The organism is Mycobacterium sp. HM-7 (genome assembly GCF_053852335.1).
The window spans coordinates 267,382-293,082 of sequence record NZ_CM132657.1 but is presented as its reverse complement, the minus strand read 5'-3'; the positions used below and the strand labels follow the sequence as shown (position 1 = coordinate 293,082).

The window sequence follows — 25,701 nt, the reverse complement described above, 5'->3', positions numbered from 1 at the left end:
AAGGACTGACGTGGCCGCGGCGGGGAAACGCGCTTGAGCGCAGACAGCGATCAGGGGCCGCAGGTCCCTCAGCCGGGCTCAGGCGACGACGCCGCCAACCAGGTGGCCGACGAGGTAGGTGGCACTCAAGGCCAGGGCGCCGCCTATCACGTTACGTGCCACAGCCTTTCCGACAGACGCGCCACCGAGCCGGGCCGATACGACCCCGGTGATGGCCAACGCCAGGAGCACCGCGAACATCGTCACCGGAACCCGGTATGCCATCGGCGGTAGCAAGATCGCCGCCAAGGGCAACAACGCGCCGACGGTGAACGACACCGCAGAGGAGAAGGCAGCCGCCCACGGGTTCGCCAATTCACCTGGCGTGATGCCCAATTCGACCACCGCATGCGCCGCGAAGGCATTGTGATCGGTGAGTTCTTCGGCCGCGGTACGCGCCGTCGACGGCGACAGGCCTCTGCCTTCCAACAGGCTGGCCAATTCGTCGAGCTCGGCGGCGGGGTCGTCTTTGAGCTCACGGCGTTCTTTGGCCAGCAGGGCACGTTCGGTATCGCGCTGAGAGCTCACCGACACGTACTCGCCCAGCGCCATCGATACCGCGCCGGCCACCAATCCCGCCATGCCGGCGGTGAAGATCGGCCCGCGCTCGGCCGTCGCGGCCGCGACACCGACGACGATGCCGGCGGTCGACACGATGCCATCGTTGGCACCGAGCACGCCGGCGCGCAACCAGTTCAGCTTTGACGCAACCGAACCCGCGTGAGGCTCGGCATCGTGGGACGAGATCGCCATTCCTGCAACGCTATCCGGGCCCGCGATGATTTGCCAGCCAACGAAGCCTTGCCAAACTTGGTCAGGATTCCAGTTTTTTGAGCACCGCGCGGGTGCGGGCCCGGCCTTCGGCGGACGGATCGAATGTCACGCCGACGTATTCGTCGACACCGGCGGCTTCGAGTTCGGCCAGCCGATCGCGCACCGTCTGCTCGTCACCGATGATCGCGGCGTCTTCCGGGCCCGCGTATCCCTCGCGGTCGAGCATCGCCCGGTACGAGGGCAGGTGCCCGTACATCGCGAACTGCTCGGCAGCCAGCTTGCGGGCCCCGTCGACGTCGTCGGTGACCGCGACCGGCAGAGCCGCAACCACCCGGACGGCGTCGGCCCGGCCGGCGTCGGCTGCGGCCTGGCGCAACGTCGGACTGACGTGGCCCGCAAGGGTTTTCGGACCGGTCATCCACGTCACCGTGCCCGACGAACGCCGCCCCGCGATCTGCAGGAGCTTCGGCCCGAGCGCGGCGATGTACACCGGCGGGGTCGGGGCGCCAGGAATCATCAACGCGCCGCGGGTGGTCACCGTTTCTCCGGAGGCGTTGGCCTTGTCACCGGCCAGCAGCGGCAGCAGGCCGTCGAGGTATTCATTGAGGCGACGTACCGGCTTGTCCCACGGGATACCCCACATGCCCTCGGTGACGGCCTGGTGCGTCATACCCAGCCCGAGCAGCAGCCGGCCGCCGGACAGCTGACTGATGGTCAGGGCCCGCTGCGCCAGCAGCATCGGATGCTGATTCTGGATCGGCAGCACTCCCGTGCCGACCTCGATGTCGTCGACCTCGTGCAGCGCCACCGCCAATATCGTCAGAAGGTCTGGCTCGTAAGGCATCTGGGTATACCAGGCCCGACGGAATCCCTCGTCACGCAGCTGGTTCAGGTACGCGATGGTGTCGTCGACGGGAGACTTGAGCCCACTCAACGAACCGAGAACACTGATCTGCACGGGATGCTCCTTGAGGTCGGATTGCGTCACCTGTGAGTATCGAACCATGACAACCGATGCGCCAGAGACCGCCCGACTGCAATATTTCGGCCCCAACTGGTTCGCGTCGGTCATGGGCACGGGCATCGTCGCCACCGCGGCCGCGTCCCTGCCGGTGCACCTGCCCGGGCTTCGGGGCTTTGCCGAGGGCGTGTGGGTGATCGCCACCGCCCTGCTGGTGCTGCTGATCGTCGCGGTGTCGGTGCAGTGGGCGCGCCACCCCACGGTGGCGCGCGGTCAAGTCCGTAATCCGCAGATGACGCACTTCTACGGCGCGGCGCCGATGGCGTTGATGACCGTCGGCCTCGGCGCGCTACTGATCGGCAAGGACCTGATCGGGACGCGCTTTGCCGTCGACCTCGACTGGGTGCTGTGGACGGCGGGCACCATCGGCGGACTGTTCACCGCGATGACCATTCCGTTCCTGATGTTCACGCAGCTGGAAGTCGGGCCGGACGCCGCGTTCGGCGGCTGGCTGATGCCCGTCGTACCGCCCATGGTGTCCGCGGCGTCGGGGGCGCTGCTGCTGCCGCACCTGCCGCCGGGCACGGCCCGCACCACGATGTTCTACGGCTGCTTCGCGATGTTCGGGCTGTCACTGATCGCGGCCCTGATCATCATCACGATGATCTGGAGCCGGCTGGCGCACTACGGCACCTCGGGGTCGGCCCGCGTCCCGACGTTGTGGATCGTGCTGGGCCCGCTCGGCCAGGGCATCACGGCGGCGGGACTGCTCGGCACCGCGGCCGCCTCGGCCGTCGCGCCGGATCTGGCGTCCGCCATGAACGTTTTCGCGGTGCTGTTCGGCGTCCCGGTGTGGGGTTTCGCGGTGTTGTGGATCAGCCTGGCCAGCGCCCTGACCGTGCGGACCATGCGACGCGGCATGCCCTTCGCCCTGACCTGGTGGAGCCTCACTTTCCCGGTCGGCACCTTCGTGACCGGCACGTCTCAGCTCGCCGCGCACACCGGCCTGCCGGCGTTCCGCGTCGCCGCGGTGCTGGCCTACGTCTTTCTGCTGGGCACCTGGGGACTGGTTGCGATCCGCACTCTGCGTGGCAGTGTCGGAGGCAGCCTGTTCACGCCACCGCCGCCGCCCGCGGCCATCCACAAGGACCCGAAATGATCGACACTGCTCGGGTGTACGACCCGGTTGATCCGGCCCAGCCACCCAGGGTCACCGTGGACCGGTTGTGGCCCAGGGGAATTCACAAGGAAGACCCCCGCGTCGGCACCTGGATGCCGCACGTCGCGCCGTCGAATGAACTGCGCAAGTGGTACCACGCGCATCTGGATCAGTACGACGATTTCGCGGCCCGCTACCGCGAGGAACTCGCCGATTCGGAGGACTTGGCCCAGCTCCGGGCGATGGGCCCCGTCACCCTGACCACCGCGGCCAAGGACGTCGGCATCAGCCATGTGCCGGTGCTGGCGGCGCTGCTCTGAGCGTCTGCGCGCTGCAGGGGGCAGGTCACTTGTCTGCTCACGGGTGCTATGCCGAATGTGCGGCTTTTGCCGCCAGATCTCGAACATGGCCGCCGAAAGCTGCACGTTCGTCATAGGAGCGCGGGGCGCATACCAACCTCCGCGGGCCCCCGCCCGGCCCCGAAAACGAGAGTGCCCCGTGCCTCCGTCAGGTCGGGGGTCAGACGGAAACACGAGGCACTAGGGGTATCGCTGGGGCACCTCAGGGCGTTACACGCCCTGGCGAAAATGGTGGAAATGGCCGCAAAACCGCTGGTTGTACGGCCATTTCCCACCCGTTCGAGGTCTCAGGCCTCCAGGATCGCGGTGACGCCCTGCCCGCCTGCGGCGCAGATGGAGATCAGGCCGCGAACCGGCTTGCCCGTCTCCTTCTTCTTCTCCGCGAGCTGCTTGGCCAGCTGGGCCACGATGCGGCCGCCGGTCGCGGCGAACGGATGACCTGCAGCGAGCGACGAGCCGTTGACGTTCAGCTTGGACCGGTCGATCGAGCCGAGCGGCGCGTCCAGGCCGAGGCGGCCCTTGCAGTACTCCGGCGACTCCCAGGCTGCCAGCGTGGCCAGCACCACCGAGGCGAAGGCCTCGTGGATCTCGTAGAAGTCGAAGTCCTGCAGCGTCAGGCCGTTGCGGGCCAGCAGGCGCGGCACGGCGTAGGTCGGGGCCATCAGCAGGCCGTCTGTGCCGTTGACGTAGTCGACCGCGGCGGTCTCGGAGTCGACGAAGTAGGCCAGCACCGGAATGTTGTGCTCGGCGGCCCACTCGTCGGTGGACAGCAGCGCCACCGAGGCGCCGTCGGTCAGGGGGGTCGAGTTGCCGGCGGTCATCGTGGCGTCACCCAGCTTCACGCCGAAGACGGGACGCAGCTTCGCCAACTTTTCCACGGACGAGTCGGCGCGCAGGTTGTTGTCGCGGTACAGGCCCAGGAAGGGGCTGACCAGGTCGTCGAAGAAGCCGCGGTCGTACGCGGCGGCCATGTTCTGGTGGCTGGCGGCGGCCAGGGCGTCCTGGTCGGTGCGCTTGACGCCCATTTCCTTGGCGGTCTGGGCAGCGTGCTCGCCCATCGACAGCCCGGTGCGGGCCTCGCTGTTGACCGGAATCTCGACGCCGACGGCGGCCGGCAGCTTGCCGACGAGCTTGAGGCGGTCGACGTTCGACTTGGCCCGGCGCAGGCTCAGCAGCACGCGGCGCAGGTCGTTGCCGAGGGCGATCGGGGCGTCCGAGGCGGTGTCGACACCACCGGCGGCGGCCACCTGGTAGCGGCCGGCAGCGATGCCGTCAGCGGCCGCGATGGCCGACTGCAGACCGGTGCCACAGGCCTGCTGCAGGTCGAAGGCCGGCGTGTAGGGCGACAGCGAGGTGCCCAGGACACACTCGCGCATGAGATTGAAATCACGGCTGTGCTTAAGCACCGCGCCGCCGATCACCATGTCGAGCTTCTCGCCCTTGAGGTTGAAGCGGTCGATCAGGCCGTCCAGGGCCGCGGTGAACATGTCCTGGTTGGAGGCATTGGCGTATGCGCCGTCGGATCGTGCGAAGGGAATGCGGTTACCACCCAGGACGGCCACACGGCGGCGGCTGTTGGTCTCGGCCACGGTATTTCTCCAGTTCGTTGCGGTTCGATGACTGAGGCAAGATGTTGCTTGACGCCTATATTACCCACCGTTCTTACTCTGGAGTAAGTTCGTCTCTGACAAGACGGTTCCGTCTATACGACACACGTCCGCAGAAAGGTCCGCAATGGCTGACGTCCTCTCCCAAGTTCTGACCTCCGGCCCGGGTTCGTTCCTGGCCAAGCAGCTCGGCGTACCGCAGCCCCAGCCGCTGCGCCGCTACAACGCCGGCGAGCCCGCCCTGGCCGGCCCACTCCTGATCGGCGGCGAAGGCCGCGTGGCCGAGCCGCTGCGCGCCGCCCTGGCCGACGACTACGACCTCGTCGGCAACAACGTCGGCGGCCGCTGGGCCGACTCGTTCGGCGGCCTGCTGTTCGACGCCACCGGCATCACCAAGCCCGAGCAGCTCAAGCAGCTCCACCAGTTCTTCACCCCCGTGCTGCGCAACCTGGCCGCCAACAGCCGCGTCGTCGTCGTCGGCACCACGCCGGACGAAACCGACAGCATCGATGAGCGCATCGCCCAGCGTGCCCTCGAAGGCTTCACCCGGTCGCTCGGCAAGGAGCTGCAGCGCGGCGCCACCATCGGCCTGGTGTACCTCTCGGCCAAGGCCTCGCCGGCCGCGTCTGGCATCGAGTCGACGGTCCGCTTCCTGCTCTCGGGCAAGTCGGCCTACGTCGACGGCCAGGTGTTCTACGTCGGCGCCGCCGACTCCGTCGCCCCGGCCGACTGGGACAAGCCGCTGGCCGGCAAGGTCGCGCTGGTGACCGGTGCCGCCCGCGGCATCGGTGCCGAGATCGCGCGGGTCTTCGCGCGCGACGGCGCTGCCGTCGTCGCCATCGACGTCCCGCAGGCCGCTGACGCGCTGGCCGAGACCGCCGCCGCGGTCGGTGGCACCGCGCTGGCCCTTGATGTGACGGCCGACGACGCCGTCGCCCAGATCGTCGCGCACCTGACCGAGCATCATGGGGGCAAGGCCGACGTGCTGGTCAACAACGCCGGCATCACACGCGACAAACTGCTCGCCAACATGGACGACGCCCGCTGGGACTCCGTCATCGCCGTGAATCTGCTTGCGCCGCAGCGTCTTGCGCAAGGTCTGGTGGAGAACGGCACCATCGGCGAGGGCGGCCGCATCGTCGGCCTGTCGTCGATGGCCGGTATCGCCGGTAACCGTGGCCAGACCAACTACGCCGCCACCAAAGCCGGCATGATCGGCATGACCGACGCGTACGCGGAGGTGTTCGGCGAGAAGGGCGTCACCATCAACGCCGTCGCGCCTGGCTTCATCGAGACCAAGATGACCGACGCCATCCCGCTGGCCACCCGCGAGGTCGGCCGCCGGCTCAACTCGCTGTTCCAGGGCGGCCTGCCGGTCGATGTCGCCGAGCTGATCGCCTACTTCGCCAGCCCCGCCTCGAACGCCGTGACCGGCAACACGATTCGGGTCTGCGGCCAGGCCCTGCTGGGCGCGTGATGAGCGCTTGCGCGAAGAACAGGAGACAGTAGCGATGGCACAACCGAATGGCCTTCTCAACATGGCACGGGCGGTGGCGGGTGCGCTGCCATTCGTGTCGCGGGGCGCCACCCTGCCGGTTCGCACCGTCACGGTGTCGGGCCTGACCATCGACCCCAAGAACGTGGCCGAGTACGCCGCGGTGACGGGTCTGCGGTTCGGCGACACCGTGCCGCTGACCTACCCGTTCGCACTGACGTTCCCGACCATGATGTCGTTGGTCACCGGATTCGATTTCCCGTTCGCCGCAATGGGTTCGGTGCACATCGAGAACCACATCACCCAGTACCGGCCCATCAAGGTGACCGACGAGCTGGACATCGCGGTGCGCGCGGAGAACCTGCGCGAGCACCGCAAGGGTCTGCTGGTCGACATCATCACCGACGTCAAGGTCGGCAATGATCTGGTGTGGAGCCAGGTCACCACGTTCCTGCACCAGCAGCGGACCAGCCTGTCGGGTGAGCCGAAGCCGGAGCCGGTCAAGCAGCCGAAGCTGCCGCCACCCAACGCGGTCATCAGCATCACGCCGGGGCAGATTCGGCATTACGCCGACGTCGGCGGCGACCACAACCCGATCCACACCAGTTCGATCGGCGCCAAGCTGTTCGGCTTCCCGACCGCCATCGCGCACGGAATGTTCAGCGCCGCAGCGGTACTGGCCAACATCGAAGGCCAGCTGCCGGATGCGGTGAAGTACTCCGTGAAGTTCGGCAAGCCGGTCCTGTTACCGGCAAAGGTCGGGCTGTACGTCGAACCCATCGACGGCGGCTGGGAGCTGGCACTGCGCAACCTGTCGAAGGGTTACCCGCACCTGACCGCGACGGTCACCGAGCTTTAGCAGTTCCTTCGCGAACAGACGCAAAACTGTCATTTCCGGCTGGAAATCGACAGCTTTGCGTCTGTTCGTGGTTCAGGGCTGAGTCGACAGCGTCATTCGTACCGTCCGAAACCGCGGATGCCGGGGTCGTCGGCGATCTTGTAGGTCGACAGGCCCACGTTGGTGCCCTCGCCGCCGCCGACTGTCGTCAGCGTGCCGTTGTCGTTGATGAGCACGATGTTGACGTGCTGGCCCTTCGGACTTGGTTTGTCGTAGAGCACCAGGTCGCCGGGCAGTGGCGAGTAGTCCGTTGGCTCCCAGCGCCCTTCGGCGTGCAGATAGTCGGTGAGGGTCATGACGCCCGGGATGCGCCAGTGCCCGGAGTTGGGATTGGCGAACGGTTTTCCGGCTTCCCGCATCACCCAGCTGGCGAAGTCCGCGCACCAGGGCTCGTCGTTGCCCTCTGAGTACTTCGACATGTCCGACTGCGCCGCGTACTCCTGGGCCAGGACGTGCACGACGGCTGCGCGCCCGGGACTCAGCGTCGAGGTGTCCACGGCCGGGAAGTCGGGTCGGGCGATGTGCTCGCGGTAGCCGCGATACCCGGCCAACGCGGCGACGCCCACCGCCACCAGGACAGCGACGACCAGCAGGATGCGCCCCGCCCGTTTGTGCATACTTCCCAGGTTAAGCGGCCCGCGTGCGGCGGCCGGTCACCAATTTCGGGGCCGAAAACTATCGATTGCCGGCCTGAATCGACAGTTTTGCGTCTACTCGCGAGTTACGGCGGCAGGAGCTGGATGGACGGGCGGCCCGCGTCGTCGGGCACTACCCGGGCCGCAACGCCGTAGACCGACGAAATCAGTTCAGCGGTCAGGACTTCAGCGGGTGTCCCGGCGGCAACAACCCGCCCCTTGTCGAGCACGACGAGCCGGTCACAGAACAACGCCGCGAGTGTCAGGTCGTGCAGCGTCACCACCGCGGTCACGGGCAGCGCGCGGATGAGCGCGAGCAACTCGAACTGGTGCCGGATGTCGAGGTGGTTGGTGGGCTCGTCGAGCAGCAGTTCGCGGGGCTCTTGCGCGAGCGCCCGGGCGATCTGCACCCGCTGCTGCTCACCGCCGGACAGCGTCCGCCAATCCCGGTCACGCATGGTCGCCGTCTCGGTCTGCTCGAGGGCACGCTCGACCGCGTGGTTGTCGGCCTCGGTATCGCCAGACCAGATGCCACGGTGCGGAATTCGGCCCAGCCGCACGATCTGTTCGACGGTCAGGTCCAGGTCGGTGCTGACCTGTTGCTCGACCACGGCGATGCGTTGCGCGACGGCGCGACGTCGATGCTCGGCAACCGGACGTCCGTCGAGCAGCACCGCGCCACCGTCGGCACGCCGTAGTCCGGCGAGCAGCCGCAACAGAGACGACTTGCCGGCACCGTTGGGCCCGAGCAGGCCCAGCGTCTCACCATCGGCTACGGAGAGCGACACCCCGTCGATGACGAGCCGTCCCCCGGCGGACCAACTCACCGATTCGGCAGTGAGCGGGCCGGTCATCGAATTCTCCTGCGCCGAGCGAGAATCCACATGAAGATCGGCACCCCGACCAGGGCCGTCACCACGCCGACGGGCAACTCCTGGGGCGCGAACACCGTGCGGGCCGCGGCGTCGACCCAGACCAGGAAGACGGCGCCGGCGATCGCGGTGACCGGCAACAGTCGGCGGTGCGACGGCCCGACGATCATCCGCGCCGCGTGCGGCAACACCAGTCCGACGAAACCGATTGCGCCCGCGACACTCACCAGCACGGCCGTCAACAGCGCCGTCGTCATCAGCAGGATGATCCGGACCCGTCGCACCGGGACTCCGAGCGCGGCGGCGGCGTCACGGCCGAAGGCGAACGCGTCCAAGGCATCTGACTGCAGCCAGCAGACACCCAGGCAGGCCGCGCAGACGAGGCCGCACATCACCACCTGATGCCAGCTCGCGCCGCCCAGCGAGCCGAGCAACCAGAACAGCACCCCGCGGGTCTGTTGCGCGTTCGCCGAGGAAAACACCACCATCGCCGTCAATGCCGAAAAGAGCTGAGTGCCGGCGACTCCCGCCAACACCACCCGGTCCGGCCCGCCGCCGGCGGCCGTCGCGAGGGCCAGCACGAGGACGAACGCGATCACCGCTCCGACGAACGCCCCGCCCGACAGCGTCAGCGCGCCACCGACCCCCGCCACGACGACCAGCACCGCACCCGTGGACGCGCCTGAGGAGATGCCGAGCATGAACGGATCGGCCAGCGGGTTGCGCAGCAACGACTGCAGGATCGCTCCGCAGATGCCCAGTCCCGCACCACAGATCGCGGCCAACAACGCGCGCGGCAGTCGCAGTTCCCAGACGATGCCGTCATCGATCGGTGCAATGTCCGCCGGACGGCCCCAAAGATGTTGTGCGAGGACCGCATACACGTCACTGATGCCCAGGTCGGCCGGCCCCACGATCAGCGCCGCCGCGATCGACAGCGCCAGGACCGCCAGGCCGAGCATCGCCGTCCCGGAGGTACGCACCGCCGTCAGGACTTCCCGCCCAGCCCGAACGAGCGCAGCCCGGACGCGACGGTCTCGACCGCGTCGACGTTGCGCAGCGATGGATCCATCGCGCTGCCGGGCAACACGATCCACCGCCGCTCGCGCACTGCCCTCAACTTGCTTGCGGCCGGGTCGGTTTCGAGGAATTTGATCTTGGCGGCGACGCTGTCCCCGTCGTTACCGCGGGTGAGGTCGGCGAGGACGAGCACGTCGGGGTCGCGTTGCAGGATCGCCTCCCACGAAATCTCCGGCCACAGCTGCCGGTTGTCGGCGAACGCGTTGCGGGCCCCGACAGCGGCGGTGATGATGCCGGGCGCTCCGCAGCAGCCGGCGATGTACGGAGTTCTGGTACCGGCGTACCACCACATCATGGAGACGTCGTCGGCCTCGAGCCCGATCGTCGCGCCGGCCATCCGTGCCCGCAGCGACGACACCAGCTTCTCGCCCCGGTCACGCACGTCGAAGATCGTGGCGATATCGACGATTTCGGCGTACATGTCGTCGAGCGTCAACGCCCGCTGCTGCGCCGCGTTCTGACCACCGCACTCGCTGGACGACTGATACGTCGGCACCCCCAGTCGCTCGAACCGCTCCCGCGGGGCAACACCCTGGTCTGTGAACGAGTAATCGAACGTCGCGTACACGAAGTCGGGTTTCTCTGTCAGCACCCGCTCGAACGAGGGGAAATTCCGGCTCAGCACAGGAACTTTGGCGTTGTCCGCGGCGAGGTCGGGCCGAACGTCGTCGCTCCACGATGCGGTGCCGGCCATGCGGTCGGCGAGGCCGAGCGCCAGGAGCAGTTCATTCGCGGGCTGGTTGATCGAGACCGCGCGGTGCGGCGGCGATTTCACCGTCACCTTGCGTCCGCAGTTCTCGAGCGCGACGGGATAGCCGGCAGTTCCGGCGGCGTTCTGGCTGGCAGCTGGTGGGCCGCCGCATGAGCAGACGAGTGAAACAACCAGTAGGACAAGCACAATGGTGCGTCGAGACACGGCGGCGCCTTCCGATCCGGGACTCTGTTCGCGGAGTCCATCCGTTGGAGGGTTCTCGCGCCGCCAGGCCGCGAGAACCCGAGCCAGCAGGTCTTCGGACTCGGGATCATCCAGTCGGAGCGCCTTCCCAGCCCACGTGGGGCCAGTGGCCGTTGCTCCGCCTGTCCTCCTCACCGCTGCGCGTCAGTTCCGGTTTCGCACCGGATTCCCTGACCCAAGCGTGTTGGGTTCGACTGGCTCAAGCGGACCCTATCAGCGCACCGCGGTCGCCACCGCCGGCGTATCCGGGGGAGAGCTCGAGTGCGCAACACCACCGACGCAGAGCCGATGTCGGCGTGGGTGCTTCTGCGCCCAGGTGGTCCAAGCGGCACATGCGATTTGAAGCCGTCAGCATGGGTTGACATTGTCAGCCTGAACTGACAGCTCCCGGCGAAGGCTGCCAAGGGAGACCGGTACTCAAGTGGCCAATGTGACGACCCGCGACCAGCCCGCCACAGTCGGGTCCCGCAGTGCCGGGGAGGCCCGGCGGGACTACGACTCGGCGCGCTTGCCCTTCAGGCCGCGCCAGAAGAGGTTGATCATCAGCTCGGTGGCGTCGTTGACGTCGGTGTCGCCTGCGCTGACGCGGGACGCGATGGCCTCACCCGCACCCACCAGGGCCACGGCCATCATCTCGAAGTCGCTGTCCGGTTCGGGGTTTCGAGTACCCGCGCTGAGCAGCCGGGCCACCAGGTCGATGATCTTCTCGCGACCCTCGCGCACCGTGTGGGCGAACGCCTGCGAGCTGGTGGCCTGCGTGTACAGCACGATCCAGGACGCCCGGTTGCGGTCGATGTACGTCATGAACGACAGCACCGCGTTGCGGAGCAGGTCACGCGGGCTCTGCGCGAAGTTGATGTCCGCCCGGACTGTGTCGACGAATCGGGTCAGTTCCCGGTCCAGGCACGCAGCGAATAACTCTTCCTTCGAGCCGTAATAGAGGTACAGCATCGGCTTGGAGATCTCTGCCTGCGCGGCGATCGCGTCCATGGAGGTCTCGTGATAGCCGTTCACCGAGAACATCTGCACGGCAGCGTCGAGCATCTGCTGTTCGCGGACGGCCCGCGGCAGCCGCTTGGTTCCACCTGCCATCAGATAAGGGTATTCAAGGAGCAGCTCACTTCACGCATTTCGCGCCCGGCCCCTTCATGGCCGCCACCCGCAGCACCGACTTGTCGACCTGCGCCTGGTCCAGCTGCCCGGCCTTGGTGGCCGCCTCCAGCTTGTCCAGCACGTCCGGGATGCCGTCGGTGGTGATCCACAGGGCGACGTCCGCGCCGGCCTGCAGCGCCTTGAGCGCCGCGTCGGCCACGCCGAAATGCTGGGTGATGGCGGCCATGCCGGTCAGGTCGTCGGTGAACACCACGCCGTCGAACGGCGGGCCGCCGTACTCGCCGCTGCGCAGCAGGTCGTAGGCCGGCTTGCTCAGGCTGGCGGGGTCGTCGCCGAGCGTCAGGCCCGGCACCTGCAGGTGACCGACCATCACGGCGACGGGCTGCTGCGTCGTCAGCGTCCGGTACGGCACCAGGTCGTTGTCCTTCAGCGCCTCCAGCGGCGGCGTCTTCACGCCACCGGTGTGCGAGTCGCCCGAGCCATGCCCGTGACCGGGGAAGTGCTTGAGCACCGGTACGAGTCCCGCCTCGCGCAGGCCCGCGGCGTATGCCCCGGCGTACTCAGTGACTTTCTGCGGGTCCGAGCCGAACGAGCGGTCCCCGATCACCTCGTCGTCGGGCTCTTCCGTGACGTCGGCGTCCGGCGCGAAGTCGACGGTGATGCCGAACTTGTCCTTCATCTGCTGCCCGCGGTCCTTGGCGATGGCCTGCACCTCGGCCGGCGTCTTGGTCGCCGCCAGCACGCGCGCCGACTCCTGCGGGCCGATCAGCTTCTTCAGCCGGGACACCCGGCCGCCCTCCTCGTCGATGCTGACCGCCAGCGGCAGCGCTCCGGAGGCGGCCTGCAGCGCCGGGATCGAGCCGTCCGACAGCATGGACAGGTCCGTCCAGCTACCGATGAAGATGCCACCGACCTGCTGCTGCGTCACCGCGGCGCGGGCGTCGGCGGCGTCCTTCACGCCGACCATGAGCAGCTGGGCCAGCTTCTGCCGCAGGGTGAGGGTGCTGAGCAGAGCCTGCGGATCGCACGGCGGTGCCGTCGGCGCGGGCGCGTCCATCGGCTTGCTCGACGACGCCGTGCTCTTGGCCGGGCTGGACGTGCTGGACGCGGCCGGCTTGTCGGATGACGACGAGCAGCCGGCTACCAATCCGGACACCAGTGCGAGCGCGCCGAGGGTTCGGGTGAGGGACATGGGGTCCGAGCCTAGCTGTGCGACGAGTCGCGCAACCGGGGCGCATTGGTCCCGCGATGACCTGCACGCAGGCCGGCGAACACGGAAGCAGGCAGGTCGTCATGCTAGTTTGGGCGCCATGGACCGCTTCCTCGTGCCCGCCGGAGCCAGCATCGTGGTGGGTCTGTTGCTCGGCGCAGCAGCGGTCTTCGGCACCACACTGATGCTGGAGCAGGACACCAAGCCGACGCTGCAATCGGGCGACCCAGCGTCATCGGTGCTCAACCGGGTCGAATACGGCAACCGCAGCTGATCCCGCGGCGCCACTTTCGCGGCGCTGCCTTTGGGTCGTCACTGCGGCCGCTCTGGTCCTGACATTCGCCCAGTCACCGGGCCGGGTCTCGCCCGACACCAAACTCGATCTCACCGCCAACCCCGCACGATTCCTGGCGCGGGCGGCGAATCTGTGGAGCAGCGACCTCCCCTTCGGCCAGTCGCAGAACCAGGCCTACGGCTACCTGTTCCCGCATGGGGCGTTCTTCCTCGCCGGTGACGTCATCGGCCTGCCCGGCTGGGTGATCCAGCGGTTGTGGTGGGCGCTGCTGCTGGTCGTCGGCTTCTGGGGCGTCGTCAGGGTCGCCGAGGCTTTGAACGATGGGCGGGGTATCGGCAGCCGATCCTCGCGCGTCCTCGCCGCCGTGGCGTTCGCCCTCTCCCCGCGAGCGCTGACGACCCTGGGCGCCATCTCCTCCGAGACACTGCCCATGATGCTGGCGCCGTGGGTGCTGCTGCCGGTCATCCTGGCGCTGCGCGGCGATCCGCGGATCCGGCAACTCGCAGCCCGCTCGGCGGCCGCCGTCGCGCTCATGGGCGCGGTGAACGCCGTCGCCACGCTGACGGGCTGTCTGGCCGCGATCATCTGGTGGGCCGCGCACCGGCCCAACCGGCGTTGGTGGCGCTTCACCGCGTGGTGGTTCGGGTGCACGCTGCTCGCGATCCTGTGGTGGGCCGTCGCGCTGCTGCTGCTCGGCCGGATCAGCCCGCCGTTCCTGGACTTCATCGAATCGTCGGGCGTCACGACGCAGTGGCTGTCGCTGACCGAGGTGCTGCGCGGCACGTACGGCTGGACGGCGTTCGTCGCGACCAACGCGACAGCCGGTTCGTCGCTGGTGACGGGTTCGGTGGCAGTGCTGGCCACGACGCTGGTGGCAGCCGGCGGCATGGCCGGCCTGGCGATGCGCAGCATGCCGGCCCGGGGCCGCCTCATCTCGATGCTGCTGCTCGGTCTGCTGCTGCTCGCGGTCGCCTACTCGGGTGGCCTGGGCTCCCCGATCGCGCACCAGGTGCAGACCTTCCTCGACGCCGCCGGCACCCCATTGCGCAATGTGCACAAGCTCGAACCCGTGCTGCGGCTGCCGCTCGCGCTGGGCCTGGCCCACGTGCTGGGCCGGATTCCCTTGCCGGGCACCGCGCCGCGCCGGGAATGGATCAACGCGTTCGCGCACCTCGAGCGGGACAAGCGGATGGCCGTGGCCGTGGTGCTGCTGACGGCACTGGTCGCCGCGACATCGCTGGCCTGGACGGGCCGGCTCGCCGCGCCCGGCACCTACCGCGCCATCCCCCAGTACTGGCACCAGACCGCGGACTGGCTCGACGCGCACAACGCCGAGACGCCGGGCCGCGTCCTCGTCGCGCCGGGCGCGCCGTTCGCCAACCAGGTCTGGGGCAACACGCACGACGAGCCGCTGCAAGTATTGGAGCGCGGCGCCTGGGGCGTGCGCGACTCGATTCCGCTGACCCCACCAGAGACCATCCGCGCCCTGGATTCCGTGCAGCGCCTGTTCGCCACCGGACGGCCCTCTGCCGGACTGGCCGACACCCTGGCCCGCCAAGGCATCTCATTCGTCGTGGTGCGCAATGACCTCGATCCCGACAACTCCCGGTCCGCGCGACCGCTGTTGGTGCACCGGGCCGTGGAAGGTTCCAGGGGGATCACAAAAGTCGCGCAGTTCGGCGAGACGATCGGGCCCGGCACGCTGGAGGGCTTCGTCTCCGACAGCGGCCTGCGGCCCCGTTATCCCGCCGTCGAGATCTACAAGGTGGCCGGCGCCGCCACCACCCAGCCGTACCTGGCCGACGCCGACACCATGCCCCGGGTCGACGGCGGACCCGAGTCGCTGCTGCGCATCGATGAGCGCCGGCGCCTGATGGGCCGAAACCCCTTGGGCCCCATGCTCTTGACGTCCGACGCGCAGCGGGCCGGGCTGCCGGCGCCAGAGGTCACCGTCACCGATACCCCGCTGGCGCGCGAGACCGACTACGGACGCGTCGACGACCATTCGTCGGCGGTGCGGGCCCCCGACGATCCGCGGCGCACCTTCAACCGCGTCATGGACTACCCGAGCCCCGGCGCCAGCCCCGCCTACGGCCAGTGGCCGGGCGGACGGATCACCACCTCGAGTTCGTCGTCCGACTCCACCGCGCTGCCCAACGTGGCGACGGCCGCCGGGCCGGCCGCGGCGATCGACGGCGACTCCTCGACCAGCTGGGTGTCCAGCTCGCTGCAAACCGCTGTGGGGCAATGGCTTCAGGTCGACTTCGACCATCCGGTGACCAACGCGAGCATCACCCTGACGCCCAGCGCCACCGCCGTCGGCGCTCAGGTACGCCGCGTCGAGGTGGCAACGGCCAACGGCACCAGCACGATTCGCTTCGACGAGCCCGGCAAGCCGCTCACCGCGGCACTGCCCTACGGCGAGACGTCGTGGGTCCGGTTCACGGCGATCGGCACCGACGACGGTTCACCCGGCGTGCAGTTCGGCATCACCGACTTCTCGGTGACGCAGTACGACGCATCCGGATTCGCCCACGCGGTGAGCCTGCGACACACCGTCGACGTGCCCGCGCCGCCCGCGGGATCAGCTGTGGCGCAATGGGATCTGGGTAACGACCAGCTGGGCCGGCCGGGGTGCGCCGAAGGACCGAACGGGGTCCGGTGCGCCGCCACCATGGCCCAGTCACCCGAAGAACCCGTGAACATGAGCCGCACCCTCACGGTGCCGGCACCGATGGCCGTCGTGCCCACCGTCTGGGTGCAGGCCCGGCAGGGGCCGCACCTGGCCGACCTGGTCAGCCAGCCCGGCACCACCCGAGCATCCGGCGACGCCGACGTCATCGACGTCGCGGGATCGGCCTACGCCGCCACCGACGGCGACCCGCGCACCGCCTGGGTGGCCCCGCAGGGCATCGTCCAGTTCCGGGGTGGCGCCAACCTGACCGTGCGCCTGCCGGCCCCGACCACCGTCAGCGCCCTGCGACTCGTCCCGAGCGCCTCCGAGCTGCCGGCGCACCCCACCGTCGTCGCCGTCGACCTCGGCAACGGACCGCAGGTGCGGCAGATCGGCGACGGGCCGCAGACCATCCAGCTCAGCCCCGCGAAGACCGACACCATCAAGCTGTCGATCCTCGACTGGCACGACCTGATCGACCGCACCGCACTGGGATTCGACCAGGTGAAGCCGCCCGGCCTGGCCGAGGTCACCGCACTCGACGACCACGGCGCGCCCATCGCCCCCGCCGATGCCGCCGTGAACCGGCGCCGCGCCATCACGCTGCCGTGCGGCCGCGGGCCGATCGTCGCGGTCGCCGGCCAGTTCCTGCAGACCTCGGTGCGCACGACCGTCGGCGCGCTGCTGGACGGCGCGCCCATCGCGGCCCAGCCGTGCCAGTCCGCGCCGCTGCAACTGCCCGCCGGGAAGCAGGAACTCCTCATCAACCCGGGGCCCTACTTCACCGCCGTCGGCGCCCGACTCGCCGGCCCGCTCGCGGCCCATATCCACAGCGCCCCAACAACTCCCGCGCAGCTGCAGAAGTGGACCGCCGATCACCGCGAGGTACAGGTGACGCCGTCGCCGGTGCAGCGGGTGCTCGTGGTGCCCGAGAGCGTCAACCCCGGCTGGACCGCCCACACCGCCAACGGCGCCATCCTGACGCCGGTGACCGTCAACGGCTGGCAACAGGGCTGGGTACTGCCGGCGGGTACCGCGGGCACCGTGACGCTGACGTTCCCGCTCAACACCCCCTACCGGATCGGGCTGTTCGGCGGGCTCGCGCTGCTGCCGATCCTGGCGTTGTTGGCGCTGCTACCGATGCGGCGGCGAGTCGACGACGAGCCGGCGCAGACCTGGCAGCCGCGTCCCACGGTCGTCGGGGTGGCCCTGCTCGGGTTCGGTTTCCTGGTGGCCGGGTTCGCCGGCCTGGCGACCGTCGCGGCGGCCGTCGGCATCCGGTACCTGCTGAAGTCGCGGGTGCGGTGGCTCGACGGGTGGACCGTCGTCGCCTCGGCGAGCGGCCTGATCGGTGCGGGCGCCGCGCTCAGCGCATACCCGTGGCGGTCGGTCGACGGCTACGTCGGGCATTCGCCGTGGGTGCAGTTCCTGGCGCTCATCTCGGTGGCCGCGCTGGCGGCGTCGTTGTGGGACGCGCCGGCTATCCGACTTCGGCCGCGCGCCGTTCAAGCGGCGAGGGACGAGCCGCGATGAGTAGCGCGGCTATCCAACTGCTGCCGGCTCCGGAACGTCCGTGATCGCGCTGTCCCGCGGCGACGGCGCGTGCCGGGATTCCCAGCGGCGCAGCAGCTCGCGGCATGGCGACTCGATCAACCCGTAGCTGACGGCAGCGATCGCGAATCCGAAAACCCAGGTCAGGATCAGCACGATCGGCATGTGGCCGTTGAACGGAAACTCGCCGATCACCGGGAACACCATGGCCAGCGCCGCGAGGTGCCAGATGAACAGGCCGTAGGACCAGCGGCCCAACGTCACCATCGCGGTGCTGCCGAGGATCCGGTGCGGCGTTCCGGGGGCGTCCAGCACCAGCGGCGCCAGTAGCGCCCCGGCGACGACGGCGCCCATCGCCGTCTTGACCACGACCTGGCCGACGGTGCCCGGCGCCAGCCCGATGTTGCCGGCCAATGGCGTCGCCGCGATGACGAAGGCAATCCCGGCGATGGCCGCCATCACCCACCGACGGCGGGCCAACAGGTGCATCCGGCCGACGGGCATCACCGTCAGCTCGGCCAGCAGCATGCCGGCGGCGAACCAGGAGAACAGCGCAGGCAACCAGTTCATCTGATTGACGCCGAACGGCAGGTGCCACGGCAGCGCGGGCCACGCGAAGCTCGCCACCGCCAGCGCTGCGATCGCGGGCACCCGCCAGTCCACCGGCAACCGGCGAGCCAGCAGCGCCAGCGCGGGCAGCACCAGATAGAAGCTGACCTCCACGGCCAGGCTCCACATCTGGGTCAGCCCGGCGGTCAGGGTCAGCGGCACATAAACCTGAGTCAGGGTGAGGTTGGCCAGCCAGACGGTGAGATCGGCATGGGCGTCCGGCAACAGCGCCAGGATCACCACGACGGCGACCAGATAGCCCGGCATGATCCGGACGATGCGGGAGCGCAGGTAGTGGCCGGTCGGCGGCCGATGGCGCAGACCCCGCGCGGCGGCGGCATGACCCCGCCACAACAAGAAGCCCGACAGCGCGAAGAACAGGGCGACCGCCAGGTCGAAACGAGTGAACAACCGGCCGTACCAACCGCTGCTGTTGGCCGTCTGGAACGCCACGTGAGTGAGGACGACGCCCATGGCGGCACAGGCCCGCATGCCCTCGACAGCAGGCAGGAAACTGCGGGTGCCGCTCACCTCAGTGCCGTCCGCGGTGTCGTGTCCTTGCTCGCCCACGATCCCAGTGTGCCGGGTGCCCGGTGTCAGCGGCGAATCTCACTTGCGCCCCACCAGCACTATGAGGGTGTGCCTTAGTAAGGGCTGTTAGGGTCAGTCGGGTTGCTGTGTGGCTGGCAGACAAAGTAAGGAGCACGGGTTGAACCGCGCTGTGGGGTTGCGAATCGCGGCATGCGTCTTGATGGGGCTCGGCGCTGCCCTGCTGATTGCTGCCCTGCTGTTGACTACCTATACGTCGGGCAAAATCGCCAAGATTCCGCTCGACATCGACACCACACTGGTGAGCAACGGCACCGGCACCGCGCTGGACCCCGCGTCGCTGCTGGGCGAGAAGTTCGTCATCAACAAGAACGTCCCGGTGGTGCTGCAGCGACAGCTCAGCGTCGAGAACCCGGCGAATGCCGACGTGGTGACGCTGCAGGTCGGCAGCACGGTCCGCCGTACCGACAAGCAGCAGGAGAACGGTCTGCTGCTGGCGCTCGTCGACACCGTGACGCTGAATCGGTCCACCGCCGCCGCGGTGACGGGTGCGGCCGGCTCGGTGCAGAAGCCGCGGACCATCGAGGACCAGAACCCGCCGACCAACATCGCGCTGCCTCACACCGGGCTGAGCTACCGCTTCCCGTTCAGCACGGAGAAGAAGACCTACCAGGTGTTCGACCCGATCGCGCAGAAGGCGTACGACGCCAACTACGAGGGCGAAGAAGACGTCAACGGCCTGCCGGTCTACAAATTCACCCAGAACGTCGGCTTCGACGCCGACGGCAAGCTGGTCGAGCCGATCAAGTTCTCGTCGCTGTATGACAAGGACGAAGACGGCTCGGTGACCGCGCGCGCCGAACTGTGGGGCGTCCCGTCCGCCGAGCCCACCGACCCGATCACCATGCAGCGCTACTACGCCGCTGCGCGCACCTTCTGGGTGGACCCGGTCTCGGGCACCATCGTCAAGGAGAAGGACCGCGGCTTCCACTACTACTCGCGCGACGCCCTCAAGCCTGAGGTGACCTTCGCCGACTTCACCGTCACCTCCAACGAGCAGACGGTCGAGTCGCAGGTCGCCGCCGCGCACGACGAGCGCGACAAGCTGGCCCTGTGGGACCGCATCCTGCCCATCACCTTCGGTGGCCTGGGGCTGGTCTTCCTGGTCGGTGGCGTGCTGCTCGCCGGGTACAGCCTGCGGTCGCAGGCCGCGTTGATCGATCCCGGCCTGGACGCCGCCGGGCATGGCTTCTTCGGCCGGCGCGATACCGACTCCGGACCGATGCCGGCGGCCGAGGCCATGACCGAGAAGCTGCCCACCCAGCGGCCGACCGATCTGCCACCGGACCGGATCTGATCTCTTTTCGTCCGCACATCACCCGTCGCTTCGCTCGCCCTGAATCCCTGCCGGCGCTGTACGCGCTGGGGCTGACGCTCGCTGTCACCGCGCCGCTGCTGGCGCCCGGCTATCTGCTGCTGCGTGACGCGGTTTCGACGCCGCGGTCGTACCTCTCCGATGCGGCCCTCGGTTTGTCCGAGGCCGCGCCGCGGGCGCTGCCGCAAGACTTCTTCCTGGCCGTCTTCTCGCCTGTCGTCGACGGCGGCGTGCTGGTCAAGGCGCTGCTGATCCTGGGCCTGTGGTTCGCCGGCTGGGGCGCGGCGCGGCTGGCCGCTGCGGTTCTGGACGCCGGCCTCGGCGGACAGCTGGTGGCCGTCACCGTCGCGGTGTGGAACCCCTATGTCGCCGAGCGACTGTTGCAGGGGCATTGGAGCCTGCTGGTCGGCTACGGCTGTCTGCCCTGGGTGGCGGCAGCGGCGCTGCGGCTGCGAGAAGGTGGTCTGCCCCATCTCGTGTTCTGGATCGCCCTGGCCGGGTTGACGCCGACGGGGCTGCTGCTGGCATTGGTCGTGGCGCTGGTGTGTTCGCGAACGTGGCGCGGCGTGTGGGTGGCGCTGGCTGCGTCGGTCGGTGCCGCCCTGCCCTGGTTGGTGGCGACGGTCGTGGCGCGATCGGTGCTCCCGGTGGCGAGCGCCGGGGTACCGGCGTTCGCGGCGCGGGCCGAGCCGGGGCTCGGGACGCTGGGTAGCCTCGCCGGGCTCGGTGGCATCTGGAACGCCGCCGCGGTGCCGGTGTCCCGGACGACCCTGTTCGCCGTGGCCGGGACGGCGACGCTGCTGGTCGTAGTGGCTTTCGGCGCGCGGAAGGCGTGGTCCGTGGCCGCCGCCCGACCCCTGCTGGTGCTCGCCGTCGTCGCAGTGGTGGTGCCCGCGCTGCTGGCGACCGGAGCCGGGTCGGCGTTCCTCGACTGGCTGATCCGGACCATTCCCAGCACCGGCGTGTTGCGCGACGGGCAGAAGTGGGTGGCACTGGCGTTGCCGGGTTATGCCTTGGCCAGTGCCGCTGCGGTGGCAACACTTCGGCGGTGGCTGCCAACGGCTTTCGCCGCTGCGGGGTGTTGTGTCGTGATGTTGGCGGCATTGCCCGACCTCGCGTGGGGTGTCGGCGGCCAGCTTCGGTCCGTGCGGTACCCGGCCGGCTGGTATGCGGTTGCGGCACAGATCAACTCGGACCCGAAACCGGTCGCGGTGCTGCCGCCCGACGTCATCCGGGAGTTCCCCTGGGCCGGCCCGACGCCCGTACTGGACCCGCTGCCCCGCTGGGTGTCCGCCGATGTCCTGGCGACCGGAGACCTGGTGATCGGCGGACGGACCGTGCCCGGCGAGGGCGCACGGGCGCGGCGAGTGCAGGACCTGCTGCTGCGCGGCGCCGACGTGCACCAGCTGGCGACGGCCGGGGTCGGCTGGGTGGTCGTGGAGGGCTCGGCTCCCCCGCTGTCGCTACCGATTGCCTATCGGGACAAGGACATTGCGCTGTACCGGGTCGGCGGTACGACACCCGCGGCAGCGCGGCGGCCGCTACTGATCACGGCGCACCTGGCCTGGTTGGGCATGCTGATCGGCGCGCTGGCCGGGATGGCCGTTCAGCGGTGGCGGGGACTCAATACGCCCCCTCGCCGCGTGCCACCACCGTGAGCGTCTTGAGGATGATCCCGACGTCGGTGAGCATCGACCAGTTGTCGACGTACGAAAGATCAAGGCGCACAGCTTTGTCCCACGTGAGATTGGACCGTCCGCTGATCTGCCAGAGGCCCGTCACGCCGGGTTTGACGAGCAGCTTGCGCCTGATGTCGCCGTTGTAGGACTCGACTTCGCGGCGCAGCGGCGGCCGCGGACCGACCACGCTCATGTCCTGCTTGAGCACGTTGATGAATTGCGGAAGCTCGTCGATGCTGTAGCGGCGCAACACCTTTCCCACCAGCGTCACCCGTGGGTCCTCGCGCATCTTGAACATCACCCCGCCGGCCATCTCGTTCGACGGCAGCAGGTCCTCGAGGCGCTCCTCCGCGTCGACCACCATGCTGCGGAACTTGATCATCGTGAACGGCTCGCCGTCCAGCCCGATGCGTTCTGACCGGTAGAACACCGGGCCGCGGCTTGTCATCTTGATGGCGATGGCCGTGAGCACGAGCAACGGCGACGTCCCGATCAGCGCCGCCAGCGCGAATCCGAAGTCGAACGCCTTCTTCAGGAAACTCTTCGCACCGTGGTACTGCGGCTTCTCCACGTGCAGCAGCGGCATGCCGGCCACCGGCCGCATCGCCAGCCGCGCGCCCGCCACGTCGAGCAGTCCCGGCGAAACCACCAGGTTGACGTCGGAAGCCTCGAGACGCCAAGTGAGGCGCTGGATTCCGGCCACGCCGAAGTGTTCGGCGTCGGTCAGCGCAACGGTGTCGGCGGCGCACCGGTCGCCGAGCGCGCCGAGGGCGTCGTTCTCGTCACCGAAGATCGGGATCACCCGATCGCCGATCCTGATGAGGTCACCGCGCGCGCCCGGGTCCCCCGGAATGCCCGCGCCGACAACGACGTAACCGTCAGCCGGATCGTTCATCAATTCCGTGGCCAGTACAGCGACGGCATCCCGATCGCCAATGGCGAGAACGGATGTCAGACATTCACCCGCCTGCCGGCGCGCGCGAACCCGACGCCGCCACATCTTGCGTCCGAGCAGTAGTCCGATCGTGCCCAGCGGGAAGGCCAGGGCCAGGTAGCCGCGTGCGATCTCGAGCCGCGCGAGCAGGGCAACGATTGCGATGATCCCGAATGTCCAGAAGGATGCCGCGGCCACGCGGCGATACTCTTCGATTCCACAGCCGAGGATCGACGCCGAACGGGCGTGATGCAGCGTCAGAACACCAAGCCACAGGCACGCCAGCACCAGCGAGTACCCGGTGTAGAGCATGGAGGCCGACGGGCCATAGCCCGCTCCACCGAATCGGACCCACTGCGCGAACAGCATCGCGAGGACGATCGTCGCGGCGTCGGTGATCAGCACGCGACGCGCGTAATACGGCTGCCAGACCGTGCGTGAACTCGGTAGTCGCGTGAGCCCGAACGTCGAAAGCGTCATCGGCAACTCCACATGTTCAACTCCTCAGACCTGGTGGTACTTCGATGGAGTGGTATATCCAATTACATTGAATGAGAACGGAGTTCGAACGCACTTCAGCACCGGGCCCAGTTGCCTGGATCCGCCAATCAAGAGGGACACCCGAAAGTCGAAAATCCGAGATCGACCCTCAAAGCTATTAAATTTGACTTGGCCGTCAGTTTATGCGCCGTTGCGGTACCCAGCAGCGAAACGGCAGATTTGGATCGACGTCACGAACAATTCCCGGAATCGGCGTTGCCGCCCCGCCGCAGGGTCGTCGCAGCGCCGGTGAGACGTCAGAAGACGTCAGACGATGCCGTCGACGAACTTGCCGTCCCGGACCGCCTCGACGACGGTCATCATCGCGGAAGCACTTTGCGGCCACGAGAATTCGGCGGCCCGAATCTGCGCCTTGGCACCCAGCTGATCGCGCAGGACGTCGTCGGTCAGCAGGGTCTCCAGCGCGGTCACCAGACCGCGGTGGTCGTCGACCAGCAGGCCCGTCACACCGTCGACGATGGAGTCGGTCAGGCCACCGGAGGACCGGTAACCGACGGTCGGCACGCCGTGCTGCGCGGCCTCGATGACGGCCAGCGCCCAGCCTTCCTTGCGCGACGGCAGCGCGTGCACCCAAGCTTGTTGCAGCACTTCATGTTTGGTGGCCTCGTCGACGTGCCCGTGGAACGTCACCGCGGCACTGATGCCCAGGTGCCGGGCGTGCGCCACCAGCCGCTCGTCCCACCAGCCGCCGCCGACGACGTCCAGGCGCAGCCCCGGCACCACCGGCGCCAGCAGCGCAACGGCGTCGAGCACGTCCTCGATCTGCTTGTGCGGCACCAACCGTGACAACACCACGATGCGGGGCTGCTCTGAGCGCGACGCCGACAACGACTCGGCAGGCGCAAGGTCGACCCCGTTGCGGACGACGGCGATCCGCGAAGCGTCGACGCCCAGATCGACCAGATCCCGGGCCGACGGCAGCGAGACCGTCACGTACTGGTTGTTCCGATGCAGTCGGGGTGACAGCCGTGATTCCACGAACCAGCCGAACTTGCTCATGAGCCGTCCGGCAACTGGCCACTGATCACGGTGGCAGTGGTGCACCAGCACCATCGCGCGCCGGCCGTAGGCCAGGCGGGCCAGGAAGGGAATGCCATTCTGTGAATCGATCACCACATCCGGCCGGACGCCGCGCAGCGGGCCCAGCCCGACGCGGGCCAGCACCATCGCCAATCCGGCCCAGATGTACACCGACAGCCGGCCTCCGCCGCGGCTGATCCGGACGCCGTCGACGACCTCGGTGCGCGACGAACCTCGATACCGGGCGGTCCGCAGCGTCACCCGCACGCCGGACTCGGCCAGCTGCGCGCCGATGCGCTGCAGATACGTCTCGCTACCACCACCCTGAGGATGACCGGTATCTCGCCAGCAGAGCAGCAGCACCGACCGGATCTCGTCAGGAGATCCAGCAAGCTGCTGGGGGTGGTCTGGCATCGAATGAAGGGTACCGGTCAGTAGGGTTGCGGAGTGAATCGCTGGGCCACCAAACGACTGGTCACCACGTACAAGCGGGCCACGCTCGCCCGCTCGATCCGTCTGCTCAGTGAGTTCCGTTTCGAGCAGAGCGACCCGGCCCGCTTCTACGGCGGCCTCGCCCGAGACACCGTCGACTTGGTGGACGGCCTGTGGCGCGATCTCAACGGCACCGCACCCGAAGGCACCACCGTGCTCGACGTCGGCGGCGGCCCCGGCTACTTCGCCACCGAATTCTCCGGTGCCGGAATGACATACATCGGCGTCGAGCCCGATGAGGCCGAGGCACACGCCGGAGCCGTCCTGGCGGCGACATCCAGCACGAGCCCGGCCGCCCAACCCGGCGGCGCAGGCACCTTCGTGCGCGCTTCGGGTATGGCACTGCCGTTCGCCGACGACAGCGTCGACGTCTGTCTGTCGTCCAACGTCGCTGAGCATGTCCGCGAGCCATGGCTGATGGGCCGCGAGATGCTGCGGGTCACCCGGCCGGGCGGGCTGGTGATCCTGTCGTACACCGTGTGGCTGGGCCCCTTCGGCGGACACGAGATGGGGCTGACGCACTACCTCGGCGGCAAACGGGCAGCCGAGATGTACACCCGCAAACATGGCCACCGGCCGAAGAACGACTACGGATCGTCGTTGTTCGCGGTATCTGCCGCGGCGGGATTGGAGTGGGCCCGCAGCACCGGCGCACTGGTCGCCGCATTCCCCCGCTACCACCCGCGATGGGCCTGGCGTGCGACTTCTGTACCGGTGTTACAGGAGTTCTTGACGAGCAACCTGGTGTTGGTGCTCCAGCCCAGCTGAGCGACCTAATTGGAACATGTTCTCGTTTGGCCGAAAA

21 protein-coding genes and 1 riboswitch are annotated in these 25,701 nt (G+C 68.6%); of the genes, 9 read left to right on the top strand and 12 right to left on the bottom strand.

All coding sequences use genetic code 11. From position 1 onward, the window contains the following. Nucleotides 1-78: 78 nt before the first annotated feature. Complete coding sequence (locus ACWW1C_RS01435; protein ID WP_455981766.1) at nt 79-792, bottom strand: VIT1/CCC1 transporter family protein; 714 nt, start codon at nt 790-792, stop codon at nt 79-81. A 61-nt stretch (nt 793-853) separates the two neighbouring features. Beyond that, nucleotides 854-1,819: a TIGR03564 family F420-dependent LLM class oxidoreductase gene (locus ACWW1C_RS01430; RefSeq protein ID WP_455981765.1), complete on the bottom strand. Its 966-nt coding sequence runs from the start codon at nt 1,817-1,819 to the stop codon at nt 854-856. Between ACWW1C_RS01430 and ACWW1C_RS01425 the strand changes: the two genes are divergently transcribed. Continuing rightward, entirely contained in the window at nt 1,818-2,933 is a 1,116-nt protein-coding gene (locus ACWW1C_RS01425; RefSeq protein ID WP_455981764.1) for a TDT family transporter, read from the top strand. The genes ACWW1C_RS01430 and ACWW1C_RS01425 overlap by 2 nt on opposite strands. Beyond that, entirely contained in the window at nt 2,930-3,253 is a 324-nt protein-coding gene (locus ACWW1C_RS01420; RefSeq protein ID WP_455981763.1) for a DUF488 domain-containing protein, read from the top strand. Before ACWW1C_RS01425 ends, ACWW1C_RS01420 begins: the two co-directional genes overlap by 4 nt. Before the next feature lie 326 nt (nt 3,254-3,579). On the opposite strand, the gene ACWW1C_RS01415 is transcribed toward ACWW1C_RS01420, so the two are convergent. Beyond that, nucleotides 3,580-4,881, bottom strand: a complete 1,302-nt coding sequence (locus ACWW1C_RS01415) for an acetyl-CoA C-acetyltransferase (protein WP_455981762.1) — start codon at nt 4,879-4,881, stop codon at nt 3,580-3,582. Between the two features lie 145 nt (nt 4,882-5,026). Between ACWW1C_RS01415 and ACWW1C_RS01410 the strand changes: the two genes are divergently transcribed. Both ACWW1C_RS01410 and ACWW1C_RS01405 read left to right on the top strand, forming a co-directional pair. Further along, nucleotides 5,027-6,376, top strand: a complete 1,350-nt coding sequence (locus tag ACWW1C_RS01410) for a 3-oxoacyl-ACP reductase (RefSeq protein WP_455981761.1) — start codon at nt 5,027-5,029, stop codon at nt 6,374-6,376. A 34-nt stretch (nt 6,377-6,410) separates the two neighbouring features. Continuing rightward, the gene (locus ACWW1C_RS01405) at nt 6,411-7,253 is read left to right on the top strand and encodes a MaoC/PaaZ C-terminal domain-containing protein (protein ID WP_455981760.1); all 843 of its coding nucleotides are present in this window, start codon (nt 6,411-6,413) and stop codon (nt 7,251-7,253) included. 92 nt (nt 7,254-7,345) lie between these two features. Here the strand turns inward: ACWW1C_RS01405 and ACWW1C_RS01400 are convergent, their stop codons facing one another. From ACWW1C_RS01400 to ACWW1C_RS01375, 6 genes are all read right to left on the bottom strand, one after another. Then, nucleotides 7,346-7,909, bottom strand: a complete 564-nt coding sequence (locus ACWW1C_RS01400; protein ID WP_455981759.1) for a CHAP domain-containing protein — start codon at nt 7,907-7,909, stop codon at nt 7,346-7,348. 104 nt (nt 7,910-8,013) lie between these two features. Next, the gene (locus tag ACWW1C_RS01395; RefSeq protein ID WP_455981758.1) at nt 8,014-8,781 is read right to left on the bottom strand and encodes an ABC transporter ATP-binding protein; all 768 of its coding nucleotides are present in this window, start codon (nt 8,779-8,781) and stop codon (nt 8,014-8,016) included. Next, the gene (locus ACWW1C_RS01390) at nt 8,778-9,761 is read right to left on the bottom strand and encodes a FecCD family ABC transporter permease (RefSeq protein ID WP_455984112.1); all 984 of its coding nucleotides are present in this window, start codon (nt 9,759-9,761) and stop codon (nt 8,778-8,780) included. Before ACWW1C_RS01390 ends, ACWW1C_RS01395 begins: the two co-directional genes overlap by 4 nt. A 26-nt stretch (nt 9,762-9,787) precedes the next feature. After that, nucleotides 9,788-10,795 carry an ABC transporter substrate-binding protein gene (locus ACWW1C_RS01385; RefSeq protein ID WP_455981757.1) on the bottom strand — a complete coding sequence of 336 codons (1,008 nt, stop codon included), beginning with the start codon at nt 10,793-10,795 and terminating at the stop codon, nt 9,788-9,790. A gap of 68 nt (nt 10,796-10,863) precedes the next feature. Next, nucleotides 10,864-11,048: riboswitch (cobalamin riboswitch) on the bottom strand. Between the two features lie 278 nt (nt 11,049-11,326). Then, the gene (locus ACWW1C_RS01380) at nt 11,327-11,926 is read right to left on the bottom strand and encodes a TetR/AcrR family transcriptional regulator (protein ID WP_020103459.1); all 600 of its coding nucleotides are present in this window, start codon (nt 11,924-11,926) and stop codon (nt 11,327-11,329) included. Nucleotides 11,927-11,951: 25 nt separating this feature from the next. After that, nucleotides 11,952-13,139, bottom strand: a complete 1,188-nt coding sequence (locus ACWW1C_RS01375; RefSeq protein WP_455981756.1) for a glycoside hydrolase family 3 N-terminal domain-containing protein — start codon at nt 13,137-13,139, stop codon at nt 11,952-11,954. A 118-nt stretch (nt 13,140-13,257) separates the two neighbouring features. On the opposite strand from ACWW1C_RS01375, the gene ACWW1C_RS01370 reads away from it, so the two are divergent. Both ACWW1C_RS01370 and ACWW1C_RS01365 read left to right on the top strand, forming a co-directional pair. Beyond that, nucleotides 13,258-13,431: a DUF2613 domain-containing protein gene (locus ACWW1C_RS01370; RefSeq protein ID WP_020103457.1), complete on the top strand. Its 174-nt coding sequence runs from the start codon at nt 13,258-13,260 to the stop codon at nt 13,429-13,431. 52 nt (nt 13,432-13,483) lie between these two features. Next, complete coding sequence (locus ACWW1C_RS01365) at nt 13,484-17,659, top strand: alpha-(1->3)-arabinofuranosyltransferase domain-containing protein (protein ID WP_455984507.1); 4,176 nt, start codon at nt 13,484-13,486, stop codon at nt 17,657-17,659. A 9-nt stretch (nt 17,660-17,668) separates the two neighbouring features. Here the strand turns inward: ACWW1C_RS01365 and ACWW1C_RS01360 are convergent, their stop codons facing one another. After that, a complete protein-coding gene (locus ACWW1C_RS01360; protein ID WP_455984506.1) occupies nt 17,669-18,778 on the bottom strand; it encodes an acyltransferase family protein in 1,110 nt (369 codons plus the stop codon). 217 nt (nt 18,779-18,995) lie between these two features. Here ACWW1C_RS01360 and ACWW1C_RS01355 point away from each other — a divergent pair, with 217 nt between their 5' ends. Further along, entirely contained in the window at nt 18,996-20,192 is a 1,197-nt protein-coding gene (locus ACWW1C_RS01355; RefSeq protein WP_455981755.1) for a DUF3068 domain-containing protein, read from the top strand. 47 nt (nt 20,193-20,239) lie between these two features. Then, the gene (locus ACWW1C_RS01350) at nt 20,240-21,868 is read left to right on the top strand and encodes a hypothetical protein (protein ID WP_455984505.1); all 1,629 of its coding nucleotides are present in this window, start codon (nt 20,240-20,242) and stop codon (nt 21,866-21,868) included. Here ACWW1C_RS01350 and ACWW1C_RS01345 read toward each other — a convergent pair. Both ACWW1C_RS01345 and ACWW1C_RS01340 read right to left on the bottom strand, forming a co-directional pair. Further along, a complete protein-coding gene (locus tag ACWW1C_RS01345) occupies nt 21,834-23,303 on the bottom strand; it encodes a sugar transferase (RefSeq protein WP_455981754.1) in 1,470 nt (489 codons plus the stop codon). The two genes, ACWW1C_RS01350 and ACWW1C_RS01345, sit on opposite strands and share 35 nt — an antisense overlap. A gap of 327 nt (nt 23,304-23,630) precedes the next feature. Next, nucleotides 23,631-24,818 (bottom strand): glycosyltransferase family 4 protein, encoded by a 1,188-nt coding sequence (locus ACWW1C_RS01340; RefSeq protein WP_455981753.1) that lies wholly within the window; start codon nt 24,816-24,818, stop codon nt 23,631-23,633. A gap of 33 nt (nt 24,819-24,851) precedes the next feature. Between ACWW1C_RS01340 and ACWW1C_RS01335 the strand changes: the two genes are divergently transcribed. Beyond that, complete coding sequence (locus ACWW1C_RS01335) at nt 24,852-25,664, top strand: class I SAM-dependent methyltransferase (protein WP_455981752.1); 813 nt, start codon at nt 24,852-24,854, stop codon at nt 25,662-25,664. Nucleotides 25,665-25,701 lie beyond the last annotated feature (37 nt).